The following is an 18,208-nucleotide window of genomic DNA, read 5'->3' as shown; positions in this document are numbered from 1 at the left end:
TGATGTTTGCTGAGTTGATCGCCCGGGCCTGCAGTGCGGCCATCCATGTGGTGACCGGTGCACGCGCGCTGTGGGTCGGCTGTGCGCCGTCCAGCGAGCATCGCGTGTACTACGGCAACCATGCCAGCCACGGCGACTTCGTGCTGATCTGGTCGTCGATGCCGCCGGCACTGCGGCGGCAGGTGCGGCCGGTGGCTGCCGCCGAGTACTGGCAGCGCGATGGCCTGCGCAGGTACCTGATCGATGCGGTGTTCAATGGCGTACTGGTGGAACGCGAGGCGGGCAACCGCCATCAGGATCCGCTGCAGGTACTGCGTGATGCGGTGGACGAGGGCTGTTCGTTGATCCTGTTTCCAGAAGGTACGCGCAACATCGGCGACGAGCCGCTGCTGCCGTTCAAGAGCGGCATCTATCACCTGGCACGGCAACGGCCGGAGCTGGAGTTCGTACCGGTGTGGATCGACAACCTGAAGCGGGTGATGCCCAAGGGCCGTTTCCTGCCGCTGCCATTGCTGTGTACGGCCACCTTCGGTACGCCGCTACGGCTGCGGGCCGATGAGGACAAGGCCGCCTTCCTGGCACGCAGCAGGCAGGCGCTGCTGGACCTGGCGCCGAACGGGGGCAAGGCATGAGCTTCCTGATCGATGTGTCTGGTGACCTGGCTACGCAGAGCGTCGGCCAGCAAACCAGTCTGCTGTTCGCTGGCGTCGGTGCGGTGCTGGTGTTGGCCACGCTGGTGGCCGAGACATTGCGGTGGCGCCAGCGCGGCGCGCCCAGCGCGGTGATCGCCAACCTGGTCTCGCGTATCCGCGCGTGGTGGGTGATGGCGATCGTGGTCGGGCTGGCGCTGTTCTTCGGGCGTGCCGGGGTGATCGTGCTGTTCGCGATCATCTCGCTGTTCGCACTGCGCGAGTTCATTACCCTGGCACCCACGCGGTCAGGTGACTATTACGCGTTGCTTGCCGCCTTCTACATCGTGCTGCCGTGGCAGTACTACCTGGTGTGGATCGACTGGTACGGCATGTACACGCTGCTGATCCCGGTCTACGCGTTCCTGTTCCTGCCGATCCTGGCCACCATCGGCGGCGACACCACCCACTACCTGGAACGTACCTCCAAGGTGCAGTGGGGCCTGATGATCTGCGTGTTCTGCATTTCGCACGTGCCGTTGCTGCTGAACCTGCGTGTGCCCGGTTACGACCCGGCGCGCAACGTGCTGCTGTTCGCCTTCCTGGTGATCGTGGTGCAGTCCTCGGACGTGCTGCAGTACATCTGGGGCAAGCTGCTGGGCAGGCGCCTGATTGCACCGAAACTGTCGCCGTCGAAGACGGTGGAGGGCTTCGTGGGCGGCGTGCTGAGTGCCAGCGCGCTGGGCGCGGCGCTGTGGTGGATCACCCCGTTCACGCCGCTGCAGGCGTTCGGCCTGTCGCTGCTGATCAACCTGATGGGATTCTGGGGCGGCCTGGTGATGTCGGCAATCAAGCGCGACCGTGGCATCAAGGACTGGGGCCACATGATCGAGGGCCATGGTGGCATGCTCGACCGGCTGGATTCAGTGTGCTTCGCGGCGCCGGTGTTCTTCCACGTGGTGCGGTACTACTGGAAGGCGGGCGGGGGGGGGTGATGCCGCTGGGCCGTCATCCACGCATGACGTGGATCTACCGGTAGTGCCGGCCGCTGGCCGGCAACTGCAACATCCTGCCATCGTTCATGGGGTTGCCGGCCAGCGGCCGGCACGACCCTCGTGCGCGCTTACGCGCTGATGCCGTATTCCTTCAGCTTCTTGCGCAGGGTGGCGCGGTGGATGCCCAGCATCGCTGCAGCCCGGCTCTGGTTGCCTTCGCAGTGGTTGAGCACTTCCACGAACAGCGGGATCTCCATCTCGCGCAGCACGATCTCGTAGACATCGTCCGCGTCGCAGCCATCAAGGTCACGCAGGTAACGGCGCACGGACTGGGCGACATGTTCACGCAGCGGTGGCCGGGCAGCGCCACGACTGTTGTCAGGACGAGAAAGGACAGCGTTCAAGGGGGTTCCCGATTCGGTTGGCCCGTGCGCGCGGAGCGCGCGGCCGGACGAGGTGGTGGCGGTCAGTCTAGCGCGAGCGTGCCCGACCTGCCACGGCCAGTCGTGTCCATCCTGGTCACAGGAAGTCGAAGGTGAATGCGACGGTGGACGCAGCCGGCTCCTGTACACGGAAGGCAATACGCGCGCTCTGTCCCGGTTCCAGCAGGGCCGCACCGGGGTCTTCACCCAGATACTGCGCCGGCGTGAAAACTGCGCTGCCGATCACCCGGCCATCCGCATCGGACAGCGACAGGCGCAGTGCCGGCCAGGCCTGCGCCCAGCGTGCATCGTTGCGGATGCTGGCCTGCACCTGCAGGACACCCGCCTGGTTGGGCAGCGGCCGGATCTCGCGGCTGGTCATGGTGAACGCGGTCGGTTCATGCCAGGCGGGCAGGGTGCAGCGCAGGACGCCACACAGCGCCCCGAGCCACGCACGATTGCCGGCGTCGGCGGCCAGTCGCGCGCGATCGGCAAGCACGCTTTGCAGGACCAGCAGCAGGGCCAGCCCGGCGACCAGCAGCCAGTGCCAGCGCGTCGTCGGCAGCCTGCGCGCGCGTGCGGCACCGAGGAAGCTGGGCGCGTCGCTGGCAACGGCGGTTGCCTGTACCGCAGCCGGTACGGGCTCGATGCGCACTGCCTCATCGGCAATGACAGTGTCATCGTGGTGGTGCTTCATCGCTGCCGGTTGCGATACAGGGTCGATAGGTTCAGCCGGTGCTGCAGCAATGGGCACCGGCGCGGCTGCGTCCGGCGTGTGCGCTTCGGTCGCAGGCGCGGCATCACCTTCCGACGTGGGGCGCAGGAAGGTGGCCAGCGGACGGCGCGGTGGGTTCGGCTCGGACATGCTCAGGGCGCGGGCTCGGATCCAGCGGTCATTCAACCACGATCAGGCGCGGCGCACGCCGGTGATGCGCATCCAGTCGCCATCCTGGGTCGCCTGCAGGTCGTCGAACCACGGCGCATAGCGCTGCAGCAGTTCGCCTTCCTGGCCGTGCAGGATGCCCGACAGGGCGATGCGACCGCCGGCAGCGACGCGCGCGGCCAGCAGTTCGGCCAGCGCATCCAGCGCCGAGGCAAGAATGTTGGCGACCACGACCGGATAGGTCGCGACGGGTTCGTCCTGTGGCAGGTACACGTGCATGCGTGCCTGTTCGCCATTGCGCTCGGCGTTGTCGGCGGTCGCCACCAGTGCCTGCGGGTCGTTGTCGACGCCGATTGCCTCAGCCGCGCCCAGCTTCAGTGCGGCCAGCGCGAGGATGCCCGAACCACAGCCGAAGTCGAGCACGCGCTGGCCCTGCAGCAGGCCATCCACGGCCAACTGGTCCAGCCAGCGCAGGCACAGCGCGGTGGTCGGGTGGGTGCCCGAACCGAACGCCAGGCCCGGATCCAGTCGCACCACGGCGGCATCGGCGGCCTGCGCGGCCTCCGGAAGTTCATGGTTCCATGGCACGATCCAGGTCCGGCTGCCGAAATCCATCGGCTGGAACTGGTCCAGCCAGGCGCGTTCCCAGTCCTCGTCCTCGACCGCGCGGAAGCTGCCGCCGCTCCAGTCCAGTTCCGGATCGAATGCTTCCAGTGCGGCCAGCAGCAACAGCGCATTGCTGTCGGCGGGGAACAACGCGCTCAGCACCAGGGTGTCCCACAGAGGCGTTTCGCCCACGCCCGGCTCGAGAATGGCCTGCTCGTTGCTGGTATCGGCCTCGGCATCAAGCAGGGTCACGGCCAGTGCGCCGACGTCCTCCAGCGCGTTTTCATAGCGGGGCTGGGTCGCTTCGGTGCAGCGCAGGGTCAGTTCCAGGAACGGCATGGCAGTGGGGGCAATCGCGGGAAAGGGGGCCATGCTAGACCATCGGGGCGTCTCCGTATTGCCTGAGATGCCGACCTGGGATGAACGACGCCGGTTCAGACAGGCCTGCCGGGCCTTGCTAAACTCCGTGCTTTCCTGTGCGCCGTGATGCTCCACCGCCGCCAATGGCCTTTGCTCCGACCCTGAAAACCTGGTTGCTCGTGCTGCCGGCGGTGGCCGTGCTGGGCGTGGCCGGGTATCGGGCCAGCGGCCATGTGGCGCCGTCCACGGTGGAGGCAGACCTGCCGGGCGTCGCGGTCGCCGATGGCAGCGCAGCAGCGTTGCAGGTGATGCCGGAAGCACTGGCGCGCCGGCTGGCGGCCTTCGAGCGCGGCAACGCGCTGCCTTCAGGCCTGCCACTGGATCTCCGTGCCGATATCGAAGATGCCACCGATCTGTATGCCTACGCGCAGCGCCTGCGCGTGCAGGCCGATGAAGGCAACCACGAGGCGCGCTGGATGCTCAGCAGGGTCTATGACTACTGCGCACAGTATGCGGTCGACCCGGGCGGCTACCGCCTGGACAACAACGTGCTGGCCGGATCGGGGCTGACCGCCGCGCCGGCGATGGTGCAGGCACGCGAACGTGTCGCGCAGCGCTGCGGTGGCTTCGTGCCCGGCGACAAGCTGGGGCCGCCGCTGGTGCTGGCCGAGCGCCGCAAGGCGGCTGTGCAGGGCAACCTTGCGGCCGAGGCAGCATTGTTCGCCGAAGGCGAGCCGCTGCAGGACAGCCCCGAGTACCGCCGCGACCTGGTCGAGCGGGTGCGCACTTCGCGCGATCCGGAGGCATTCATGGCCATCGCGCCGGGCATGGGCGTGCGCGCCTCGGGCGATCGCGCGCTGAACGGCCTGGTGGCCGGCGAACAGCTCAGTGAACTGGCATGGCGGCTTGCGGCCTGCGAACTCGGTCTACCGTGTGGAGCAGACAGCGTGCTGGTCAACAGCTTTTGTGCGAACGGAGGGATCTGTTCGCAGGATGGAACGCAGGATTTCCGGGATTTCGTGTATGACGCTGCGGTTTCGCGGCAAGGTGCGGGGAAGATGAGGCAATGGATCAAGCGATTGGTTGGAAAGAGGGACGGGCAATGAATTACCGTCGATTCCTGCATGGGGCCAAATTCTGGTTCTGGGTGGCGCTGTTCGTGGCCTATTCGGCCGGTGCGGTTGGCCTGTTGATGATCGACACCTATGAAGATCGTTACCGGCATCTGTCAAAGGTGGAGCTGACCACGGTGAAGGCGCAGGAAGACGTGCGCCGCGCGGGCGCCAGCCAGGTCGCAGCGGTGTATCGCGCGCAGAGCGGCATGCCGTTCGCCTCGCTGCCGGCCGGCAGCACCTTCCAGGTGGTGTGGCCCGACGGCTCGACCGAGACCATGGTGATCGTCGACCCGACCTCGCCCAATGGTGTCCGCCCGTTGGCGAAATCGCAGATTCCGGCGACGGCGGCCGACGCGCGCTGAACGTAGCGCCGGGCCATGCCCGGCGGCCTCGCGCTTCGTTGCCATTTCGCCGGGCATGGCCCCGGCGCTACCGGAAGAGAAACAGAAAAGGGCGGGGATATCCCCGCCCTTTTCATGTCCAGCACCTGGTGCCGATCAGGTCAACGCGATCGGCTTGTTCTTGCGTTCGGCAAGGCGCTTTTCCAGGTAGTGGATGTTCTGGCCACCGGCCTGGAAGCCCTTGTCGCGCATGATCCGCTGCTGCAGCGCGATGTTGGTCTTGATGCCGTCCACCACCATTTCGCTCAGTGCCACCCGCATGCGGGCGATGGCGGTCTCGCGGTCCGGGCCGTGCACGATCAGCTTGCCGATCATCGAGTCGTAGTTCGACGGCACGCGGTAGCCACTGTAGATGTGGGTGTCCACGCGCACGCCGGGGCCGCCCGGCGGATGGAAGCCGGTGATGGTGCCCGGGCTCGGCACGAAGGTTTCAGCATCTTCGGCGTTGATGCGGCACTCGATGGCATGGCCGGTCAGCACCACGTCGCTCTGCTTGATCGACAGCTTCTGGCCGGCGGCGATCTTCAGCTGCTCAGCCACCAGGTCGATGCCGGTGACCATTTCGGTGACCGGATGCTCCACCTGGATGCGGGTGTTCATTTCGATGAAGTAGAAGCGGCCGTCCTCGTACAGGAACTCGAACGTGCCGGCGCCGCGGTAGCCGATGCGCACGCAGGCCTCGGTACACACCTTGCCGATCTGCTCGCGCTGTTCGGCGCTGATACCCGGCGCCGGTGCTTCTTCCACCACCTTCTGGTGGCGGCGCTGCATCGAGCAGTCGCGCTCACCCAGGTGGATGGCGTTGCCCTGGCCGTCGGCCAGCACCTGGATCTCCACGTGGCGCGGGTTCTCCAGGAACTTCTCCATGTAGACCTCACCATTGCCGAACGCGGCCTTGGCCTCGCTCTTGGTGGTTTCGATGGAGGTCTTCAGCGAGGCTTCGGCGTGCACCACGCGCATGCCGCGGCCACCACCGCCACCGGCCGCCTTGATGATGACCGGGTAGCCGATCTCACGGGCGATCTTGGTGTTGGCGACGATGTCATCGCCCAGTGGGCCGCCCGAGCCGGGCACGCACGGCACGCCGGCAGACTTCATCGCGCGGATGGCTTCGACCTTGTCGCCCATCATGCGGATGGTGTCCGCCTTGGGGCCGATGAAGATGAAGCCGGACTCTTCCACGCGCTCGGCGAAGTCGGCGTTCTCCGACAGGAAGCCGTAGCCCGGGTGGATGGCCTGGGCGTCGGTGACTTCAGCCGCGGCGATCAGCGCCGGGATGTTGAGGTAGCTCTGCGGCGACGGCGCCGGGCCGATGCAGACCGACTCGTCGGCCATGGCCACGTGCTTGAGGTTGCGGTCGACCGTGGAATGCACGGCCACCGTGCGGATGCCCAGGGTATGGCACGCGCGCAGGATGCGCAGCGCGATTTCCCCTCGGTTGGCAATGACGACTTTGTCGAGCATGGCGTGCCCCTCAGCCGATCACGAACAGCGGCTGGTCGAACTCCACCGGCTGGCCGTTCTCGCCGAGGATGGCGACGATGGTGCCGGACTTGTCGGCCTCGATCGGGTTGAACATCTTCATCGCTTCGATGATGGCCAGGGTTTCGCCTTCCTTGACCTGCTGGCCAACGCTGACGAAGGCCGGCTTGTCCGGGGCGGCCGAGGCATAGAAGGTGCCGACCATCGGCGAGCGCAGCACGTGGCCTTCCGGCAGCGCCGGGCCCGGCTTGGCGGTGCCGCCGGTGGAGGCTTCGGTCGGCGACTGCATCGGCATCGCCTGCGGTGCGGGGGCGGCCGGGGCGGCATACACCGGTGCCGGCATCGGTGCGGCATAGCCGGCCACCGGGGCACGCGACAGGCGCACCGACTCTTCGCCTTCCTTGATTTCGATTTCGGCCAGGTTCGACTCTTCCAGCAGGTCGATCAGCTTCTTGATTTTGCGGAGATCCATGGTGGCCTCTTTGCTCTTGATGTCAGTGTGGTGGGAAGCGCGTCGCGCTCGGGTCAAAGCAGTTCGTAGAACTCGCGCAGCTGCCGCGTACGGTCGCGCGCGAGGGTGATCAGGCAGCGCATCTGTGCGCCGTTGCGCGCCGTGCCATCGGAATTGAGTGCGTAGACGGCGTTGCAGTCGTGATCGCGCAGCTGCATCCACGCACGCTGAGCCAGCACCAGCTGCTGTTCGGCCTCGCCGCAGTAGCTGCAGCTGCCACCGTGGTCCGGCGTGCGCAGCTGCTGGCGCGCCTGGGCGTACACGGTATTGAGTTCAGCGTCGGCAGCCGCCGCTACGTCCGAGGCGCACAGGTCGCTCTCCATCGTAGTGGTCGGGTGCGCACAGTCGATGCCTTCGTCCTTGCGGTCGAACGCCGTGGCCGCGCCGCAGATGCCGGCCCACAGCACGACGCTGGCAAGCACGCGCGGCAGCATCATCACGCGCCGGCTGCCTGCACGCGTGCCAGCGCCGCATCCATCGCATAGCGATAGCTGTCGGCACCGAAGCCACAGACCACGCCCACCGCCTTGTCGCTGAAATAGCTGTGCTGGCGGAACGGCTCGCGGGTATGCGGGTTGGACAGGTGGATCTCGATGAACGGCACCGCCACCGCGGCCAGCGCATCGCGCAGGGCCACCGAGGTGTGGGTGAAGGCGGCGGGGTTGATCAGGATGAAGGCGGTTCCGTCATCGCGCGCAGCCTGCACGCGGTCCACCAGGATGTGCTCGGCATTGGACTGCAGGCTCTCCACCGCGTGCCCGGCAGTGGACGCCTGGGCGGCCAGCGCCTGGTCGATGTCGGCCAGCGTGGTGTGGCCGTAGACCTCCGGCTCGCGGGTGCCGAGCAGGTTGAGGTTGGGGCCGTGCAGGACCAGCAGCTTCGCCATGGGATCCGGAAGACGGGAAAGGGCGGCAGTCTGGCGGAACCGGCGGATGCTGTCCAGTTCGGCGAAGTTTGGCGCGTTTCAATCGAACGTTTGAAATCTGCCGAAGGGCTTGTGGCCGTATGGCGGGCGCTGGATCAAGGCGCGCTGAACGCCGTGCAGGCGGGGGATGCGTGCACGTAGGCCGACGATGGCGTCAGGGTGGGCGATGGCTGACGCTGCGATGGGCCGTGATGCCGTAGATCCACGCCATGCGTGGATGTGGGAGTTCCGTGTGCATCAAGCTACGCGCCCATCACTGAGCCATCTGGCACCCCTCACGTCTCCAGCGGCACCGTCGGCACCACGTTCGGAAACACTTCTTCCAGCGGCTCCTGCTCGCCCGGCTTCGGCGCCGGCCAGTTGTAGGCGTTCACCGGCTGTGCGCGGTTCACCCACAACGCGTAATGGAGGTGGTCAGCGCGGCCATCGCCAGTATTGGGATGGATCAGGATCGTCAGGCCCAGGCTGTTGAGCTGCAGCCACGGCACCAGTACCGGCAGCAGGTCGTTGGTGAAGCCGAAGTAGAACGAGGGCGTGACGTGCGGGCCGCGCGGCTCCAGGTTCCAGTTGCCCAGCTCCACCGGGAAGCGCTCGGCGGCCCAGCGTCGCAGCAGTGCGGCTTTCTCGAAACTGTCTTCATCGAAGTAGATATGCGCGTGATAGCTCTTGATGTCGGTGTAGGCACGCGGGGTGGCCGGCAGGGTGGCCTCGCCGGGGCGCACGCTGGCCGGACGCGGCGTCGGCTCGCTGGCCGTGGCCTCGCCCCAGGGGCTGCGGCCCTGGGGCGCGGGCGGAACAAGGGCGCGGAAACCGGGGCGGCCCGGCTCGGTCGTGTTCACAGCGGCCTCGGCGCGCGGCGGCGCGGCGGCAGCGGTAGCGCTGGCCAGGCCACCGGCGGCCAGCCCGGCCGAGGCGATCAGCCGCCGGCGCGTGGGCGAGAGCAGGTCGGCCCACTGGGCGTCGTCGTCGGCATCGAACAAGGCGTCGGTAGCGGAAGTCTGTGGGTCCGGGTGCATGAAGGGCTCCATGGCAGCGTGCGGCGGGGGCAGGCAAGCACGCTCAGGCACCTGCCTCGGCAGCGTCCAATAAGCAGGCAGCATCACCTCATGCCCGTTCACCCGCGATGTCATTGAGCGCGGCCGATCGGCGGGCTAGGGTGCAGGTCTGCCGCCCTGGAGCCCGTCATGACCTCGCCCGATGCCGACACCCGGCGCAAGCGCGCGACCTTCCGCCAACTGCATGCACAGGGTTGTTTCGTGCTGCCCAATCCGTGGGATGTGGGCAGCGCCCGCTACCTGCAGCGGCAGGGCTTCCAGGCGCTGGCCACGACCAGCGCCGGCTGTGCCTGGAGCGAGGGGCGGTCGGACGGCGCGGTTTCGCTGCAGGCCACGCTGGAACATCTGCGGCTGATGGTGGCGGCGACGCCATTGCCGTTGAACGCCGATTTCGGTGATGGCTTTGGCGCCACACCGCGCGCGGTGGAGGAGGCCGTGGCGGCGGCAATCGATACCGGCGTCGCCGCGTTGTCGATCGAGGACGCCAGTGGCGTGGCCGATGCGCCGTTGAGGCCGATCGACGAGGCGGTCCAGCGCCTGCGTGCAGCGCGCGCGGCCATCGACCGTGCCGGCGGCGAGGTGCTGCTGATCGGCCGGGCGGAGAACTTCTTCGTCGGCGTGCCCGATCTGCAGGACACACTGCAGCGGCTGCGCGCCTATGCCGAAGCGGGTGCCGATGTGCTGTATGCACCAGGCATCAGTACGCGCGAACAGATCAGTACGGTGGTCGCCGCTGCGGGCTCGAAGCCGGTGAACCTGCTGGTCGGTGGGCCGACGCCGCTGAGCCTGCAGGACATCGCCGCACTTGGCGTGCGCCGGGTCAGCCTCGGCGGTGCGCTGGCGCGTGCGGCGTGGGGTGGCTTGATGCAGGCCACCCAGCCGATCGTGCAGGACGGCCGCTTCGATGGCCTGCAGCAGGCGGCCTCGGGCGCGGCGTTGAACGCGTTGTTCCGCCGCTGACGGCACCCCGGTGCAGGCCCAGGTGAACTGACTGGCAGTAGATTCACGCCATGCGTGGACGGATGAGGCCGTGACTACAGCGCCTCCATCCCGCCCTTGGGCATGGACACTTCCGGCTCCAGCGCCGGCAGCAGTTGCCGCAGCAGCCCGGGGTTGTCCAGCAGCGCGGTGCCATCGAGATAACGCCAGTCCGCAGTTCCCACGCGGCGTACAGCGACCATGAACGAGGTGCTGCGTATCGGCGACTCGCGCACGCGCAACAGTGACTGGCGTGGCACGAAGCTGACCTCTTCGTCGCCAGCGGCGTAGGTGCGGCCGGGCATGCCGGCTTCGTCGCTGATGACGGTGACCGACTTGCGCAGTTCCTTCACGGTATCGCGGGTCATCCGTGCATAGGCGTCATCGCCGCCGGCCAGCTGCTTCAGGCTGGGGTGGGTGCGCGCGATGATCAGCTCCGCATCGCCGCGACCGAACGCATCCAGCATCGCCTGCACGTCCTGACGCAATGCTTTTGAATCACTGGGGCTGAGTTCGCCTGCGAAGGCCGATGGCAGCACGACCGACAGCAGCAGGGCCAACAAAGGGAGAAGCAGGCGTCGATCCATTCTCGGCTGTCTCTGGGGGAACCGCCGCACTATACGGCGGATGCGGAAACAGCGTCCCACACATGGCGCTGGTATCCTGGCCGCCACTACTTACTATTGGTAGTTAGTGAATTCCGGACATCCCCCATGCACAGCCTCATCGTTACCGCCCATCCTGAATCCGGCTCGTTGACCCATGCCATCGCCAAGCGCATCGGCGAAGCCATCACCGCGACGGATGCCGCCAACACCGTGATCCACGCCGACCTGATGGCCGAAGGTTTCGATCCACGCTTCAACCCACAGGACCAGGCCCTGTTCCGTGGCACCGGCGCAGTTCCGGCCGACGTCGCCGCCGAGCAGGCGCGGCTGGACGCCACCGACACACTGGTACTGGTCTACCCGCTGTACTGGTGGTCGTTCCCCGCCCTGCTGAAGGGTTGGATCGACCGCGTGTTCACCCAGGGCTGGGCCTACCAGGACGGTGCCGACGGCAAGGTACAGAAGAAGCTGCAGCGTTTGCGCGTGCACCTGGTCGGCATCGGCGGCGCGGGTGCGGAGATGATCGAGCGGCGCGGCTACGGCGCGGCGATGAAGGCCCAGATCGACATGGGCATCTTCGACTACTGCGGCGCGCGCGTACTGTCTTCGGAACTGCTGCTGGACGCCGATTCCGGCGCAGCCGAGGGGCATCTGCAGTCGGCAGGCGAGATCGGTCGTAAAATCGGCACTCCGATGCACTGATGCCCTGTTCCGCCGATGCCCGCCAACGCCGCTCCCACGCGCCGCCGATTGACCCGTGAGCAACGCGCCCGCCAGTTGCTGGACGTGGCCTGGGCGCTGGTCGGAGACGAAGGTACCGACGCGCTGACGCTGGGGCGGCTGGCCGAGACCGCAGGCGTGACCAAGCCGGTGGCCTACGATCACTTCGTGACCCGCAATGGTCTGCTGGCCGCGCTCTATGACGACTACGACGGCCGGCAGACGGTGGTGTTCAACGAGCGCATCGGCCGCGCCAGGGCGCAACTCACCGATCGTGCGGCGGCCATCGCCTCGGGCTACATCGACTGCATCCTCAGCCAGGGCAGTGAAGTGCAGGGCATCCTTGCAGCGCTGGTCGGCGCACCGGAACTGCACGAGGTGCGGCGGCGTTACCAGCAGGACTTCATTGACAACTGCGACGCCTGGCTGGGCCCGTTCGCCGCCGATGGCAGCGTACCGGTAGCGGGACGCTGGGCGATTCTCGGTGCGGCTGAAACTCTTTCAGAGGGCGTGGCTGCCGGCGCGCTGGACAAGGCCGGTGCCGAGGCCGAGCTTCAGCGGCTGATCGTGGCGACGGTCAAGCGGCGCTGAGCCGCGCGAGCGGTCAGCCGTCGGCCAGCGCGGCGAATCCTGCCGCCAACTGATCGCGCACCAGTGCGTCGCGTGCGTCGCGGCTTCCAGACCCCAACACCACGGTAATCAGGCGTACCGGCTGGTCCCGCCCCGGCACTGCCCGGCATGCGGTGGCGGCCAGGCAGAAGCCTGCGGCCTGGGTGTAACCGGTCTTCAATCCATCCACGCCGTCTTCGCCAAGCAACGCGTTCTGGTTGTTGCGGTTGAAGCTGCCGTGCGCGAACGCGCGCTGCGCGGTGATCGACAGTATCTGCGGATGATCGTTCAGCAGGCAGGCCGCCAGCACTGCCATGTCGCGCGCGCTGGATGCATGGTGTGGCGTGGTGATGCCGGAGACGCTGGCGAACCAGGTGCTGCGCAGGCCGAGCTGACGCGCATGTCGGTTCATGCGGTCCAGGAATGCAGAGTGTGATCCGTCCAGATGGCGCGCGATCGCCAGCGCCGCATCATTGCCGGAGACGATCATCAACCCTTCCAGCAAGCGCGCGAGGGTGATTGTTTCGCCGGGCGCCAGGCCCATGTGCGTTTCATCATCGGCCACGGCATGCACGTCGTCGGCGGCGATGGTGACTGTCTCGTCCCACGTGCGCCCGTTATCTTCGACGCACGCGTAGGCGGCGTAGGCGGTCATCAACTTGGTCAGCGATGCGGGCTGCCGTGCGGTTTCAGCGTTGTGCTGGTGGATCACCGCAAAGGTACTGGCTTCGATGGTGATGGAGGAGAGCGCGGTCGGCGGTGCTGGCATGTCGGGAAGGTTGTACGGGAACGCCGCAGGAGGATAGCGGATCACGGGTGTGTGGATCGGCTTCCGGCATGAATCTTGCCTGTGCGTTGCCCCGTACGAATGTGCCAGCAAGTACGGTAACGTTGCGCCTCCGCCGGGCCGGAAAGCCCGATTTTTCAGTAGCGAAGGGACATCCATGAAGAAGCGTCTGATCGTCACCGGCCTGGCCTGCCTGATGCTGGTGGCATGCGCCAACCCGAAGAACACGGTGATTCCGCAGGACGTGGACCAGTTGGCCACGATCAAGCCCGAGCTGGAGAAGCTCACCCCTGAAGAACAGCAGTTGGCCGCCGCCTACATCGTGCGTGTGACCCTGACCTCGAAGATGGCCGGTGTGTTCGGCGGCAAGGAAGGCCAGGGTATTCCAGCGGGCATGACGCTGGGCAAGGCCGTGGAAGAGCAGCGCCGCTTCATCGAAGAGCGCAAGGCCGAGGAAGCGCGCCAGGCCGCGTTGAAGGCGGAACTTGAAACGCGTCGCGAAGCCGCGATGAAGCCGCTGCGCGAGGCGGTCACCGTCACCGTGGTGTCCAAGGACATCGAAGTGCAGCGTTCGCACGGCATCACCACTGACGAACTGCTGGTCGTGGATTTCGGGTATCAGAACAACACCGGCAAGGACATCGCCGGCGTGAAGGGCTATGTGTCGGTACGCGACTTGTTCGGCGAGGAAATTTCCGGATTCGCCATCACCAATGACGTGACCATTCCGGCCGGCCAGAGCGTGATCTGGCAGGGCAGCCGTTCGGTGCGCTTCGCGCAGACCAAGAGCAATGACCGCAAGCTGGCCAGCCTGGACGAGAGCAAGTACACGGTGGTATGGACGCCGGAAGCCGTGGTGTTCGTTGATGGCAGCTCGCTGACGTTGCCGCAGGACGCGGCATCCTGAGGCCGTCGGCCGGATCCGACGGCGGGTCCGGCCCCTTGGGCGCTGCCGCAGTGGCACCCGCATACTCCTGCAATATAGCAATGCTATAACGTTACAAAAGCGACGCGATCCGTCGCTGATCCGTCTGCAGGAGACCATGACCCGACCCGTTGCGCGACGTTGGCTGTGCCCGTCGATCCTGGCCGTACTGGCCACCCTGAGCGGCTGCCAGCCGAATCTGCGCGCCGATGCTGTTCCCCCTGCCGAAGCCCGCCCGCACAACGTGATCGTGATGATCAATGACGGTGCCGGCTGGGGCACCTGGGACGCTGCTGCCTACTGGCAATACGGCAGCCGCGAAGGCGCCCCCTATGCGGACTTCCCGCAGCGCCTGGCGGTGGCGACCTTCCCGTTGAACGCCAGCAGCCAGCCGACCCGCGACAATGCGCAGACCCTCGGCTACGACGCGGCCAAAGCGTGGGATGACTCCCCGGTGCCGGCGCAGGATCTGCCGTTCGCCGGCTACCAGTACCTGGCCGCAGTCGCCACCGACAGTGCAGCGGCGGGCACGGCGTTGTCCTCGGGCATCAAGACCTACAACAACGCCATCAACTACAACAATGACGGCAACGCGGTCGAGTTCAACACGCTGCGTGCCAAGCGCCTGGGCATGGCCACCGGCGTGGTCACCTCGGTGCCGTTCGCACATGCCACGCCGGCCGCGTTCGCTGCGCAGAACGAGTCGCGCAACAACTACCACGCCATCGCCCATCAGATGCTGGCGCAGGGCCACATGGACCTGGTGATGGGCACCGGTGGTCCCGGCTACAGCGTTGATGGCCGTGCCTGCGGCGGGGATGCGGGTGCGGCGAAGGCCGAGGGCTGCGCGAATCCGTGGGAATGGGTGTCGCAGCAGGATTGGCAGCAGCTGCAAGCCGGCACCTCCATTGGCGGCAATCCGGCGGGACCGTGGCGCCTGATCCGCAGCAAGGAGGAATTCGCTGCACTGGCGCAGGGACGGCTGCCGGCTGACCGGCCGCTGATCGGCGTGCCGCGCGTGGCCAACACGCTGCAGCAGGCGCGGCAGCTGCAGGTGGTGGGCAAGGATGCGACCACGCCTTCCGGTGTGAGGAAGATCGACAGCGTGCCGGATCTTGCGAGCATGACCCGCGGTGCGTTGCGGTTCCTGCAGCAGCGTTCATCCAAGGGCCTGTTCCTGATGGTTGAAGGTGGCGCTACCGACTGGGCCGCGCACACCAGCGCCTGTGGCACCGAATGGCATTACGGGCAGTGCAGCGACCAGCCGCAGTACGGCCGGCTGATCGAAGAAACCGTAGAGTTCAACGACGCGGTGACGGCAGTGATCGAGTGGATCGAACGCAACGGTGGCTGGGAACACACCCTGCTGATCGTCACCACCGACCACGACAACAGCATGCCGATGGGCCCGGATGCACAGAGCGTGGCCTTCGAACCGGTGCGCAACAACGGCCGCGGGCACATGCCAGGAATGAGCTTCCGGCCCACCGGCAACCACTCCAATGCACTGGTGCCGCTCTGGGCCAAGGGCGCAGGTGCGGAACTGCTGGGCAAGCGCGTGCGTGGTGTCGATGCGGGCTACCGCCAGCATGTGCGCTGGAATGACGGCAGCTACATCGACAACACCGACGTGGCTGCGGCGGTGCAGGAAGCGCTGCAGCGCTAGGGGTGCGCCGGCCGCTGGCTGGCAGCTGCAGGTTTCCCGGTCGACGAGGTTGCCGGCCAGCGGCCGGCACTACCGGGGGCGGTGCTGGGGGACGGGGGTGGGCAGGCCAGCTGCCGCGCCAGCTCGGCGTTGGTCACGTGGCCATGCAGGAACAACAGGCCGCTGAAGATGTTCATGTGCGTACCTCCACTTGAGTGGATTGCACGATACGGGCAGCATGGAGGGGCAAAAAGCGACATTTCCGCAAGCTTGCCTTGAGAGGAATTCAAGCCTGATGTCCCGCCCACCTCTCCACGCCCTGCAGGGCTTCGTGGCCGCCGCCCGGCTGGGCAACCTGTCGCGCGCCGCCGCGTCGATGAACCTGACCGTCAGCGCACTCAGCCACCAGATGCGCCAGCTGGAGGAGCGACTCGGGCAGCCGCTGCTGATCCGCCAGCCACGTGGCGTCACCCTCACCCTGGAAGGGCAGCGCCTGCTCGACCAGGTCGGTCCGCATCTGGATGCGATCAATGACGCCTTCCAGCCCTATGCGGCGCGTGCCGAGCACGTGCTGACGATCAGCGCGGTGCCATCCATGGCCTCGGCGTGGCTGGTGCCGCGGCTGGGACATTTCGTCGCTGCGCACCCGCAGATCGAGATCAACCTGCAGTCGAGTGAACGCCTGATCGATTTCGAGCGGCAGCGGCAGTTCGATGCGGCGTTGCGGCTGGGCAGCGGGCACTGGCCGGGGCTGGTGGTGGAGCCCTTGTTTGACGAGTGGCTGCTGCCGATGGCCAGCCCGGCGCTGATCGAACGCATGGGCGGTATCGACCGTGTGCCGCTGACCCAGTGGCCACTGCTGGGTGATCCCGACGGCGCGTGGGGCGCGTGGTTCGCCTTGAGCGGGCAGAGCCCGCCGCCGCGCTTCGTAGCGGTGCTGGATGATTCGGAAGCGCATCATCGCGCCGCACTGGATGGCGTGGGCGTGGCGCTGGGACGTGTGACCCGGGCGCGCTTGCTGCTCGACTCCGGCCAGCTGGTCGCGCTGTCCAGCCAGCGCCTGAAGACCGCCTGGCCGCACTGGCTGGTGTACCCGCAGCGCTCTGCCAGTCATCGTGGTTTTCTCGCCTTCCGCGACTGGTTGCATGCGCAGGCCGCCGAGCACGTGCGGCACATGGCAGACGCGCATTTGTAGCGTCGAGCCATGTTCGACTGCTTGTGCTCTACAGTCATCGCACCAGCGTGACCGCCTGTCCGGCGCGGGCGAATGCTTCAGCCAGCAACGGGCCTGCCTTGATCGCCTCCACTTCCTCGAACAATGCCTGCAGCGCATCGGGCGGGCGTGACGCAGGTGCCGCGACCGCCTGCCGGATCGCGGTGAAACGGTCGGCCAGCACGCGGTGGCCAGGATGGGCCTGTGCCCATGCCGCCAACGGCTGGCGCACGCCAGCGGCGGCATCCAGACGCCGCTGATCGAACAGGGTGATGGCGGCCGCCGAAGTGTCCGCTCGCTCGATCATGGCGTGGCGCAGCTCGCGGCTGAGGAACAGGTCGTAGGCCGCACCACGACCCACCGCGATGCGCAGGCCGTCGCGGTCCAGGTCGGCCACCTGTTGCGCAGGGCTGTCCTCGCGCACCAGGTAGGTGCCTTCGATCTCCACGTATGGGGCACTGAAGGCGATGCGGTCGGCCCGCGCCGGATCAATGGCCAGGAAGGCCAGGTCCCAGGCATCTTCGGTTGCTGCGGCGACTACCGACGCCGCTGCGTCGTGGCAGGTGAAACGTGCCTGCACGCCGATCCGCTGCGCCAACGCTGTGGCCAGTTCCAGCGAGGGGCCGCGCGGTGAGCGTGCATCGCCCTGCGCCAGCACCGGATTGCCCAGGTTGATCGCCACGCGCAGGAAACCCTGCGGTGCCAGTGTGCTTCGATGATCGGCCAGGGACATGCAGGGCTCCGCGGAACAGGGGGGCGTCCAGCATGCCAGTGCTGCTGCGCAGGCGATGTCAGCGTCCGGTTATCCTGCGCGGATGAACCCGATCCTGCATGTCGAGATCCCGTCCAGTGACCTGGCCCGTGCCATCACCTTCTACCAGCAGTGGTTGCAGGTGCAGGTGGACGAACCGATCCTGCTGCACGATTGCCGGATGGCCTACCTGCCATTCGCCGATGAAGCGGCAGGGGCCAGCATGGCGCTGGTGCAGGGGGCGGACTACCGGCCGTCAGAACAGGGCGCGCGCATCTACATCGGGGTCGATGACCTTGATGCCAGCCTCGAGCGAGCATTGCAGGCTGGAGCCGAACTACGTTTCGGCCCCGCCGATGCCGGCGACTGGCGCGTGGCCGAGATCCGCGACAGCGAAGGCAACCGCATTGCGTTGCAGGCGCACAGGATTCTGTAGAGCCGAGTCTATGCTCGGCTGCTGTTGGCAATCGCGAAAAGGCCTCAGCCGAGCGTAGGCTCGGCTCTTGTGTCTTGGATCGTGCCCTGATCAGGCACAATCCCCCGGTGACCCGGGAGGCTCCGATGACGCTGCCTCGGCTCTTAAGCCTT

Annotated in this window: 23 protein-coding genes; 11 read left to right on the top strand and 12 right to left on the bottom strand. The window is 67.0% G+C overall.

The annotated features are described in order from the left end of the window. Positions 1–2: 2 nt before the first annotated feature. Positions 3–632, top strand: coding sequence for a lysophospholipid acyltransferase family protein (locus tag AC0Z6F_RS13065; protein WP_100470161.1), 630 nt, complete (start codon positions 3–5; stop codon positions 630–632). Beyond that, a complete protein-coding gene (locus AC0Z6F_RS13060; RefSeq protein WP_012512273.1) occupies positions 629–1,624 on the top strand; it encodes a phosphatidate cytidylyltransferase in 996 nt (331 codons plus the stop codon). The genes AC0Z6F_RS13065 and AC0Z6F_RS13060 overlap by 4 nt, the downstream gene beginning before the upstream one ends. Before the next feature lie 128 nt (positions 1,625–1,752). On the opposite strand, the gene fis is transcribed toward AC0Z6F_RS13060, so the two are convergent. The 3 genes from fis to prmA all read right to left on the bottom strand — a co-directional run bounded on the left by fis (position 1,753) and on the right by prmA (position 3,874). Then, the gene (gene fis / locus AC0Z6F_RS13055; protein ID WP_006397198.1) at positions 1,753–2,028 is read right to left on the bottom strand and encodes a DNA-binding transcriptional regulator Fis; all 276 of its coding nucleotides are present in this window, start codon (positions 2,026–2,028) and stop codon (positions 1,753–1,755) included. A gap of 115 nt (positions 2,029–2,143) precedes the next feature. Further along, entirely contained in the window at positions 2,144–2,911 is a 768-nt protein-coding gene (locus AC0Z6F_RS13050) for a DUF3426 domain-containing protein (RefSeq protein ID WP_485618049.1), read from the bottom strand. Between the two features lie 42 nt (positions 2,912–2,953). After that, positions 2,954–3,874 carry a 50S ribosomal protein L11 methyltransferase gene (gene prmA / locus AC0Z6F_RS13045; RefSeq protein ID WP_012512271.1) on the bottom strand — a complete coding sequence of 307 codons (921 nt, stop codon included), beginning with the start codon at positions 3,872–3,874 and terminating at the stop codon, positions 2,954–2,956. Between the two features lie 164 nt (positions 3,875–4,038). Here prmA and AC0Z6F_RS13040 point away from each other — a divergent pair, with 164 nt between their 5' ends. Together AC0Z6F_RS13040 and AC0Z6F_RS13035 are read left to right on the top strand one after the other, a co-directional pair. Next, positions 4,039–5,001, top strand: a complete 963-nt coding sequence (locus AC0Z6F_RS13040) for a hypothetical protein (protein ID WP_006397195.1) — start codon at positions 4,039–4,041, stop codon at positions 4,999–5,001. Beyond that, positions 4,998–5,372, top strand: a complete 375-nt coding sequence (locus tag AC0Z6F_RS13035) for a hypothetical protein (protein WP_065723554.1) — start codon at positions 4,998–5,000, stop codon at positions 5,370–5,372. Before AC0Z6F_RS13040 ends, AC0Z6F_RS13035 begins: the two co-directional genes overlap by 4 nt. 135 nt (positions 5,373–5,507) lie before the next feature. On the opposite strand, the gene accC is transcribed toward AC0Z6F_RS13035, so the two are convergent. From accC to AC0Z6F_RS13010, 5 genes are all read right to left on the bottom strand, one after another. Then, positions 5,508–6,875 (bottom strand): acetyl-CoA carboxylase biotin carboxylase subunit, encoded by a 1,368-nt coding sequence (gene accC / locus AC0Z6F_RS13030; protein ID WP_006397186.1) that lies wholly within the window; start codon positions 6,873–6,875, stop codon positions 5,508–5,510. Between the two features lie 10 nt (positions 6,876–6,885). After that, positions 6,886–7,365 (bottom strand): acetyl-CoA carboxylase biotin carboxyl carrier protein, encoded by a 480-nt coding sequence (gene accB, locus AC0Z6F_RS13025; RefSeq protein WP_006397184.1) that lies wholly within the window; start codon positions 7,363–7,365, stop codon positions 6,886–6,888. Positions 7,366–7,418: 53 nt separating this feature from the next. Next, positions 7,419–7,841 carry a lysozyme inhibitor LprI family protein gene (locus tag AC0Z6F_RS13020; protein WP_006397182.1) on the bottom strand — a complete coding sequence of 141 codons (423 nt, stop codon included), beginning with the start codon at positions 7,839–7,841 and terminating at the stop codon, positions 7,419–7,421. Further along, positions 7,841–8,290, bottom strand: coding sequence for a type II 3-dehydroquinate dehydratase (gene aroQ / locus AC0Z6F_RS13015; RefSeq protein ID WP_006397180.1), 450 nt, complete (start codon positions 8,288–8,290; stop codon positions 7,841–7,843). Before aroQ ends, AC0Z6F_RS13020 begins: the two co-directional genes overlap by 1 nt. Positions 8,291–8,604: 314 nt before the next feature. Continuing rightward, positions 8,605–9,345, bottom strand: a complete 741-nt coding sequence (locus AC0Z6F_RS13010) for a DOPA 4,5-dioxygenase family protein (protein WP_012512267.1) — start codon at positions 9,343–9,345, stop codon at positions 8,605–8,607. 168 nt (positions 9,346–9,513) lie between these two features. Here AC0Z6F_RS13010 and AC0Z6F_RS13005 point away from each other — a divergent pair, with 168 nt between their 5' ends. Further along, positions 9,514–10,344: an isocitrate lyase/PEP mutase family protein gene (locus AC0Z6F_RS13005; RefSeq protein ID WP_100469721.1), complete on the top strand. Its 831-nt coding sequence runs from the start codon at positions 9,514–9,516 to the stop codon at positions 10,342–10,344. Between the two features lie 74 nt (positions 10,345–10,418). Here AC0Z6F_RS13005 and AC0Z6F_RS13000 read toward each other — a convergent pair whose 3' ends face one another. Next, positions 10,419–10,949 (bottom strand): hypothetical protein, encoded by a 531-nt coding sequence (locus tag AC0Z6F_RS13000; RefSeq protein WP_012512265.1) that lies wholly within the window; start codon positions 10,947–10,949, stop codon positions 10,419–10,421. A gap of 126 nt (positions 10,950–11,075) precedes the next feature. On the opposite strand from AC0Z6F_RS13000, the gene AC0Z6F_RS12995 reads away from it, so the two are divergent. Together AC0Z6F_RS12995 and AC0Z6F_RS12990 are read left to right on the top strand one after the other, a co-directional pair. Beyond that, positions 11,076–11,672, top strand: coding sequence for an NAD(P)H-dependent oxidoreductase (locus tag AC0Z6F_RS12995; protein ID WP_100469718.1), 597 nt, complete (start codon positions 11,076–11,078; stop codon positions 11,670–11,672). Between the two features lie 15 nt (positions 11,673–11,687). After that, on the top strand, positions 11,688–12,281 hold the full coding sequence (locus AC0Z6F_RS12990) for a TetR/AcrR family transcriptional regulator (RefSeq protein WP_100435333.1): 594 nt from the start codon (positions 11,688–11,690) through the stop codon (positions 12,279–12,281). Between the two features lie 13 nt (positions 12,282–12,294). On the opposite strand, the gene AC0Z6F_RS12985 is transcribed toward AC0Z6F_RS12990, so the two are convergent. Next, positions 12,295–13,068, bottom strand: a complete 774-nt coding sequence (locus AC0Z6F_RS12985; RefSeq protein WP_032973319.1) for a D-alanyl-D-alanine carboxypeptidase family protein — start codon at positions 13,066–13,068, stop codon at positions 12,295–12,297. A gap of 175 nt (positions 13,069–13,243) precedes the next feature. Between AC0Z6F_RS12985 and AC0Z6F_RS12980 the strand changes: the two genes are divergently transcribed. Continuing rightward, positions 13,244–13,993, top strand: coding sequence for a hypothetical protein (locus AC0Z6F_RS12980; RefSeq protein WP_448123476.1), 750 nt, complete (start codon positions 13,244–13,246; stop codon positions 13,991–13,993). A 136-nt stretch (positions 13,994–14,129) separates the two neighbouring features. After that, complete coding sequence (locus AC0Z6F_RS12975) at positions 14,130–15,677, top strand: alkaline phosphatase (RefSeq protein WP_012512260.1); 1,548 nt, start codon at positions 14,130–14,132, stop codon at positions 15,675–15,677. Here AC0Z6F_RS12975 and AC0Z6F_RS12970 read toward each other — a convergent pair. After that, positions 15,674–15,853, bottom strand: a complete 180-nt coding sequence (locus AC0Z6F_RS12970; protein ID WP_100469712.1) for a hypothetical protein — start codon at positions 15,851–15,853, stop codon at positions 15,674–15,676. The two genes, AC0Z6F_RS12975 and AC0Z6F_RS12970, sit on opposite strands and share 4 nt — an antisense overlap. A 98-nt stretch (positions 15,854–15,951) precedes the next feature. Between AC0Z6F_RS12970 and AC0Z6F_RS12965 the strand changes: the two genes are divergently transcribed. Beyond that, positions 15,952–16,851: a LysR substrate-binding domain-containing protein gene (locus tag AC0Z6F_RS12965; RefSeq protein WP_006397123.1), complete on the top strand. Its 900-nt coding sequence runs from the start codon at positions 15,952–15,954 to the stop codon at positions 16,849–16,851. A gap of 34 nt (positions 16,852–16,885) precedes the next feature. Here the strand turns inward: AC0Z6F_RS12965 and AC0Z6F_RS12960 are convergent, their stop codons facing one another. Beyond that, entirely contained in the window at positions 16,886–17,602 is a 717-nt protein-coding gene (locus tag AC0Z6F_RS12960) for a transporter substrate-binding domain-containing protein (protein ID WP_012512259.1), read from the bottom strand. Positions 17,603–17,684: 82 nt separating this feature from the next. On the opposite strand from AC0Z6F_RS12960, the gene AC0Z6F_RS12955 reads away from it, so the two are divergent. Then, positions 17,685–18,056 carry a VOC family protein gene (locus AC0Z6F_RS12955; RefSeq protein ID WP_012512258.1) on the top strand — a complete coding sequence of 124 codons (372 nt, stop codon included), beginning with the start codon at positions 17,685–17,687 and terminating at the stop codon, positions 18,054–18,056. Positions 18,057–18,208: the final 152 nt, after the last annotated feature.

The organism is Stenotrophomonas sp. 1L-E-5-B-C3, from assembly GCF_057292075.1.
The sequence above is the reverse complement of the archived record's forward strand: the minus strand, read 5'-3'. Positions and strand labels throughout refer to the sequence as shown.

Excerpts from the sequence above, each read along its gene's own strand:
- AC0Z6F_RS13020 (WP_006397182.1), bottom strand. The coding sequence starts at position 7,841 with ATGATGCTGCCGCGCGTGCTTGCCAGCGTCGTGCTGTGGGCCGGCATC.
- AC0Z6F_RS13005 (WP_100469721.1), top strand. The coding sequence starts at position 9,514 with ATGACCTCGCCCGATGCCGACACCCGGCGCAAGCGCGCGACCTTCCGC.
- AC0Z6F_RS13060 (WP_012512273.1), top strand. The coding sequence starts at position 629 with ATGAGCTTCCTGATCGATGTGTCTGGTGACCTGGCTACGCAGAGCGTC.
- AC0Z6F_RS13000 (WP_012512265.1), bottom strand. The coding sequence starts at position 10,949 with ATGGATCGACGCCTGCTTCTCCCTTTGTTGGCCCTGCTGCTGTCGGTC.
- AC0Z6F_RS12995 (WP_100469718.1), top strand. The coding sequence starts at position 11,076 with ATGCACAGCCTCATCGTTACCGCCCATCCTGAATCCGGCTCGTTGACC.
- AC0Z6F_RS12975 (WP_012512260.1), top strand. The coding sequence starts at position 14,130 with ATGACCCGACCCGTTGCGCGACGTTGGCTGTGCCCGTCGATCCTGGCC.
- AC0Z6F_RS13035 (WP_065723554.1), top strand. The coding sequence starts at position 4,998 with ATGAATTACCGTCGATTCCTGCATGGGGCCAAATTCTGGTTCTGGGTG.
- accB (WP_006397184.1), bottom strand. The coding sequence starts at position 7,365 with ATGGATCTCCGCAAAATCAAGAAGCTGATCGACCTGCTGGAAGAGTCG.
- AC0Z6F_RS12965 (WP_006397123.1), top strand. The coding sequence starts at position 15,952 with ATGTCCCGCCCACCTCTCCACGCCCTGCAGGGCTTCGTGGCCGCCGCC.
- AC0Z6F_RS13050 (WP_485618049.1), bottom strand. The coding sequence starts at position 2,911 with ATGTCCGAGCCGAACCCACCGCGCCGTCCGCTGGCCACCTTCCTGCGC.
- AC0Z6F_RS13010 (WP_012512267.1), bottom strand. The coding sequence starts at position 9,345 with ATGCACCCGGACCCACAGACTTCCGCTACCGACGCCTTGTTCGATGCC.
- aroQ (WP_006397180.1), bottom strand. The coding sequence starts at position 8,290 with ATGGCGAAGCTGCTGGTCCTGCACGGCCCCAACCTCAACCTGCTCGGC.
- prmA (WP_012512271.1), bottom strand. The coding sequence starts at position 3,874 with ATGCCGTTCCTGGAACTGACCCTGCGCTGCACCGAAGCGACCCAGCCC.
- AC0Z6F_RS13040 (WP_006397195.1), top strand. The coding sequence starts at position 4,039 with ATGGCCTTTGCTCCGACCCTGAAAACCTGGTTGCTCGTGCTGCCGGCG.
- AC0Z6F_RS12970 (WP_100469712.1), bottom strand. The coding sequence starts at position 15,853 with ATGAACATCTTCAGCGGCCTGTTGTTCCTGCATGGCCACGTGACCAAC.
- AC0Z6F_RS12960 (WP_012512259.1), bottom strand. The coding sequence starts at position 17,602 with ATGTCCCTGGCCGATCATCGAAGCACACTGGCACCGCAGGGTTTCCTG.
- AC0Z6F_RS12980 (WP_448123476.1), top strand. The coding sequence starts at position 13,244 with ATGAAGAAGCGTCTGATCGTCACCGGCCTGGCCTGCCTGATGCTGGTG.
- AC0Z6F_RS13065 (WP_100470161.1), top strand. The coding sequence starts at position 3 with ATGTTTGCTGAGTTGATCGCCCGGGCCTGCAGTGCGGCCATCCATGTG.
- AC0Z6F_RS12955 (WP_012512258.1), top strand. The coding sequence starts at position 17,685 with ATGAACCCGATCCTGCATGTCGAGATCCCGTCCAGTGACCTGGCCCGT.
- AC0Z6F_RS12990 (WP_100435333.1), top strand. The coding sequence starts at position 11,688 with ATGCCCGCCAACGCCGCTCCCACGCGCCGCCGATTGACCCGTGAGCAA.
- AC0Z6F_RS12985 (WP_032973319.1), bottom strand. The coding sequence starts at position 13,068 with ATGCCAGCACCGCCGACCGCGCTCTCCTCCATCACCATCGAAGCCAGT.
- accC (WP_006397186.1), bottom strand. The coding sequence starts at position 6,875 with ATGCTCGACAAAGTCGTCATTGCCAACCGAGGGGAAATCGCGCTGCGC.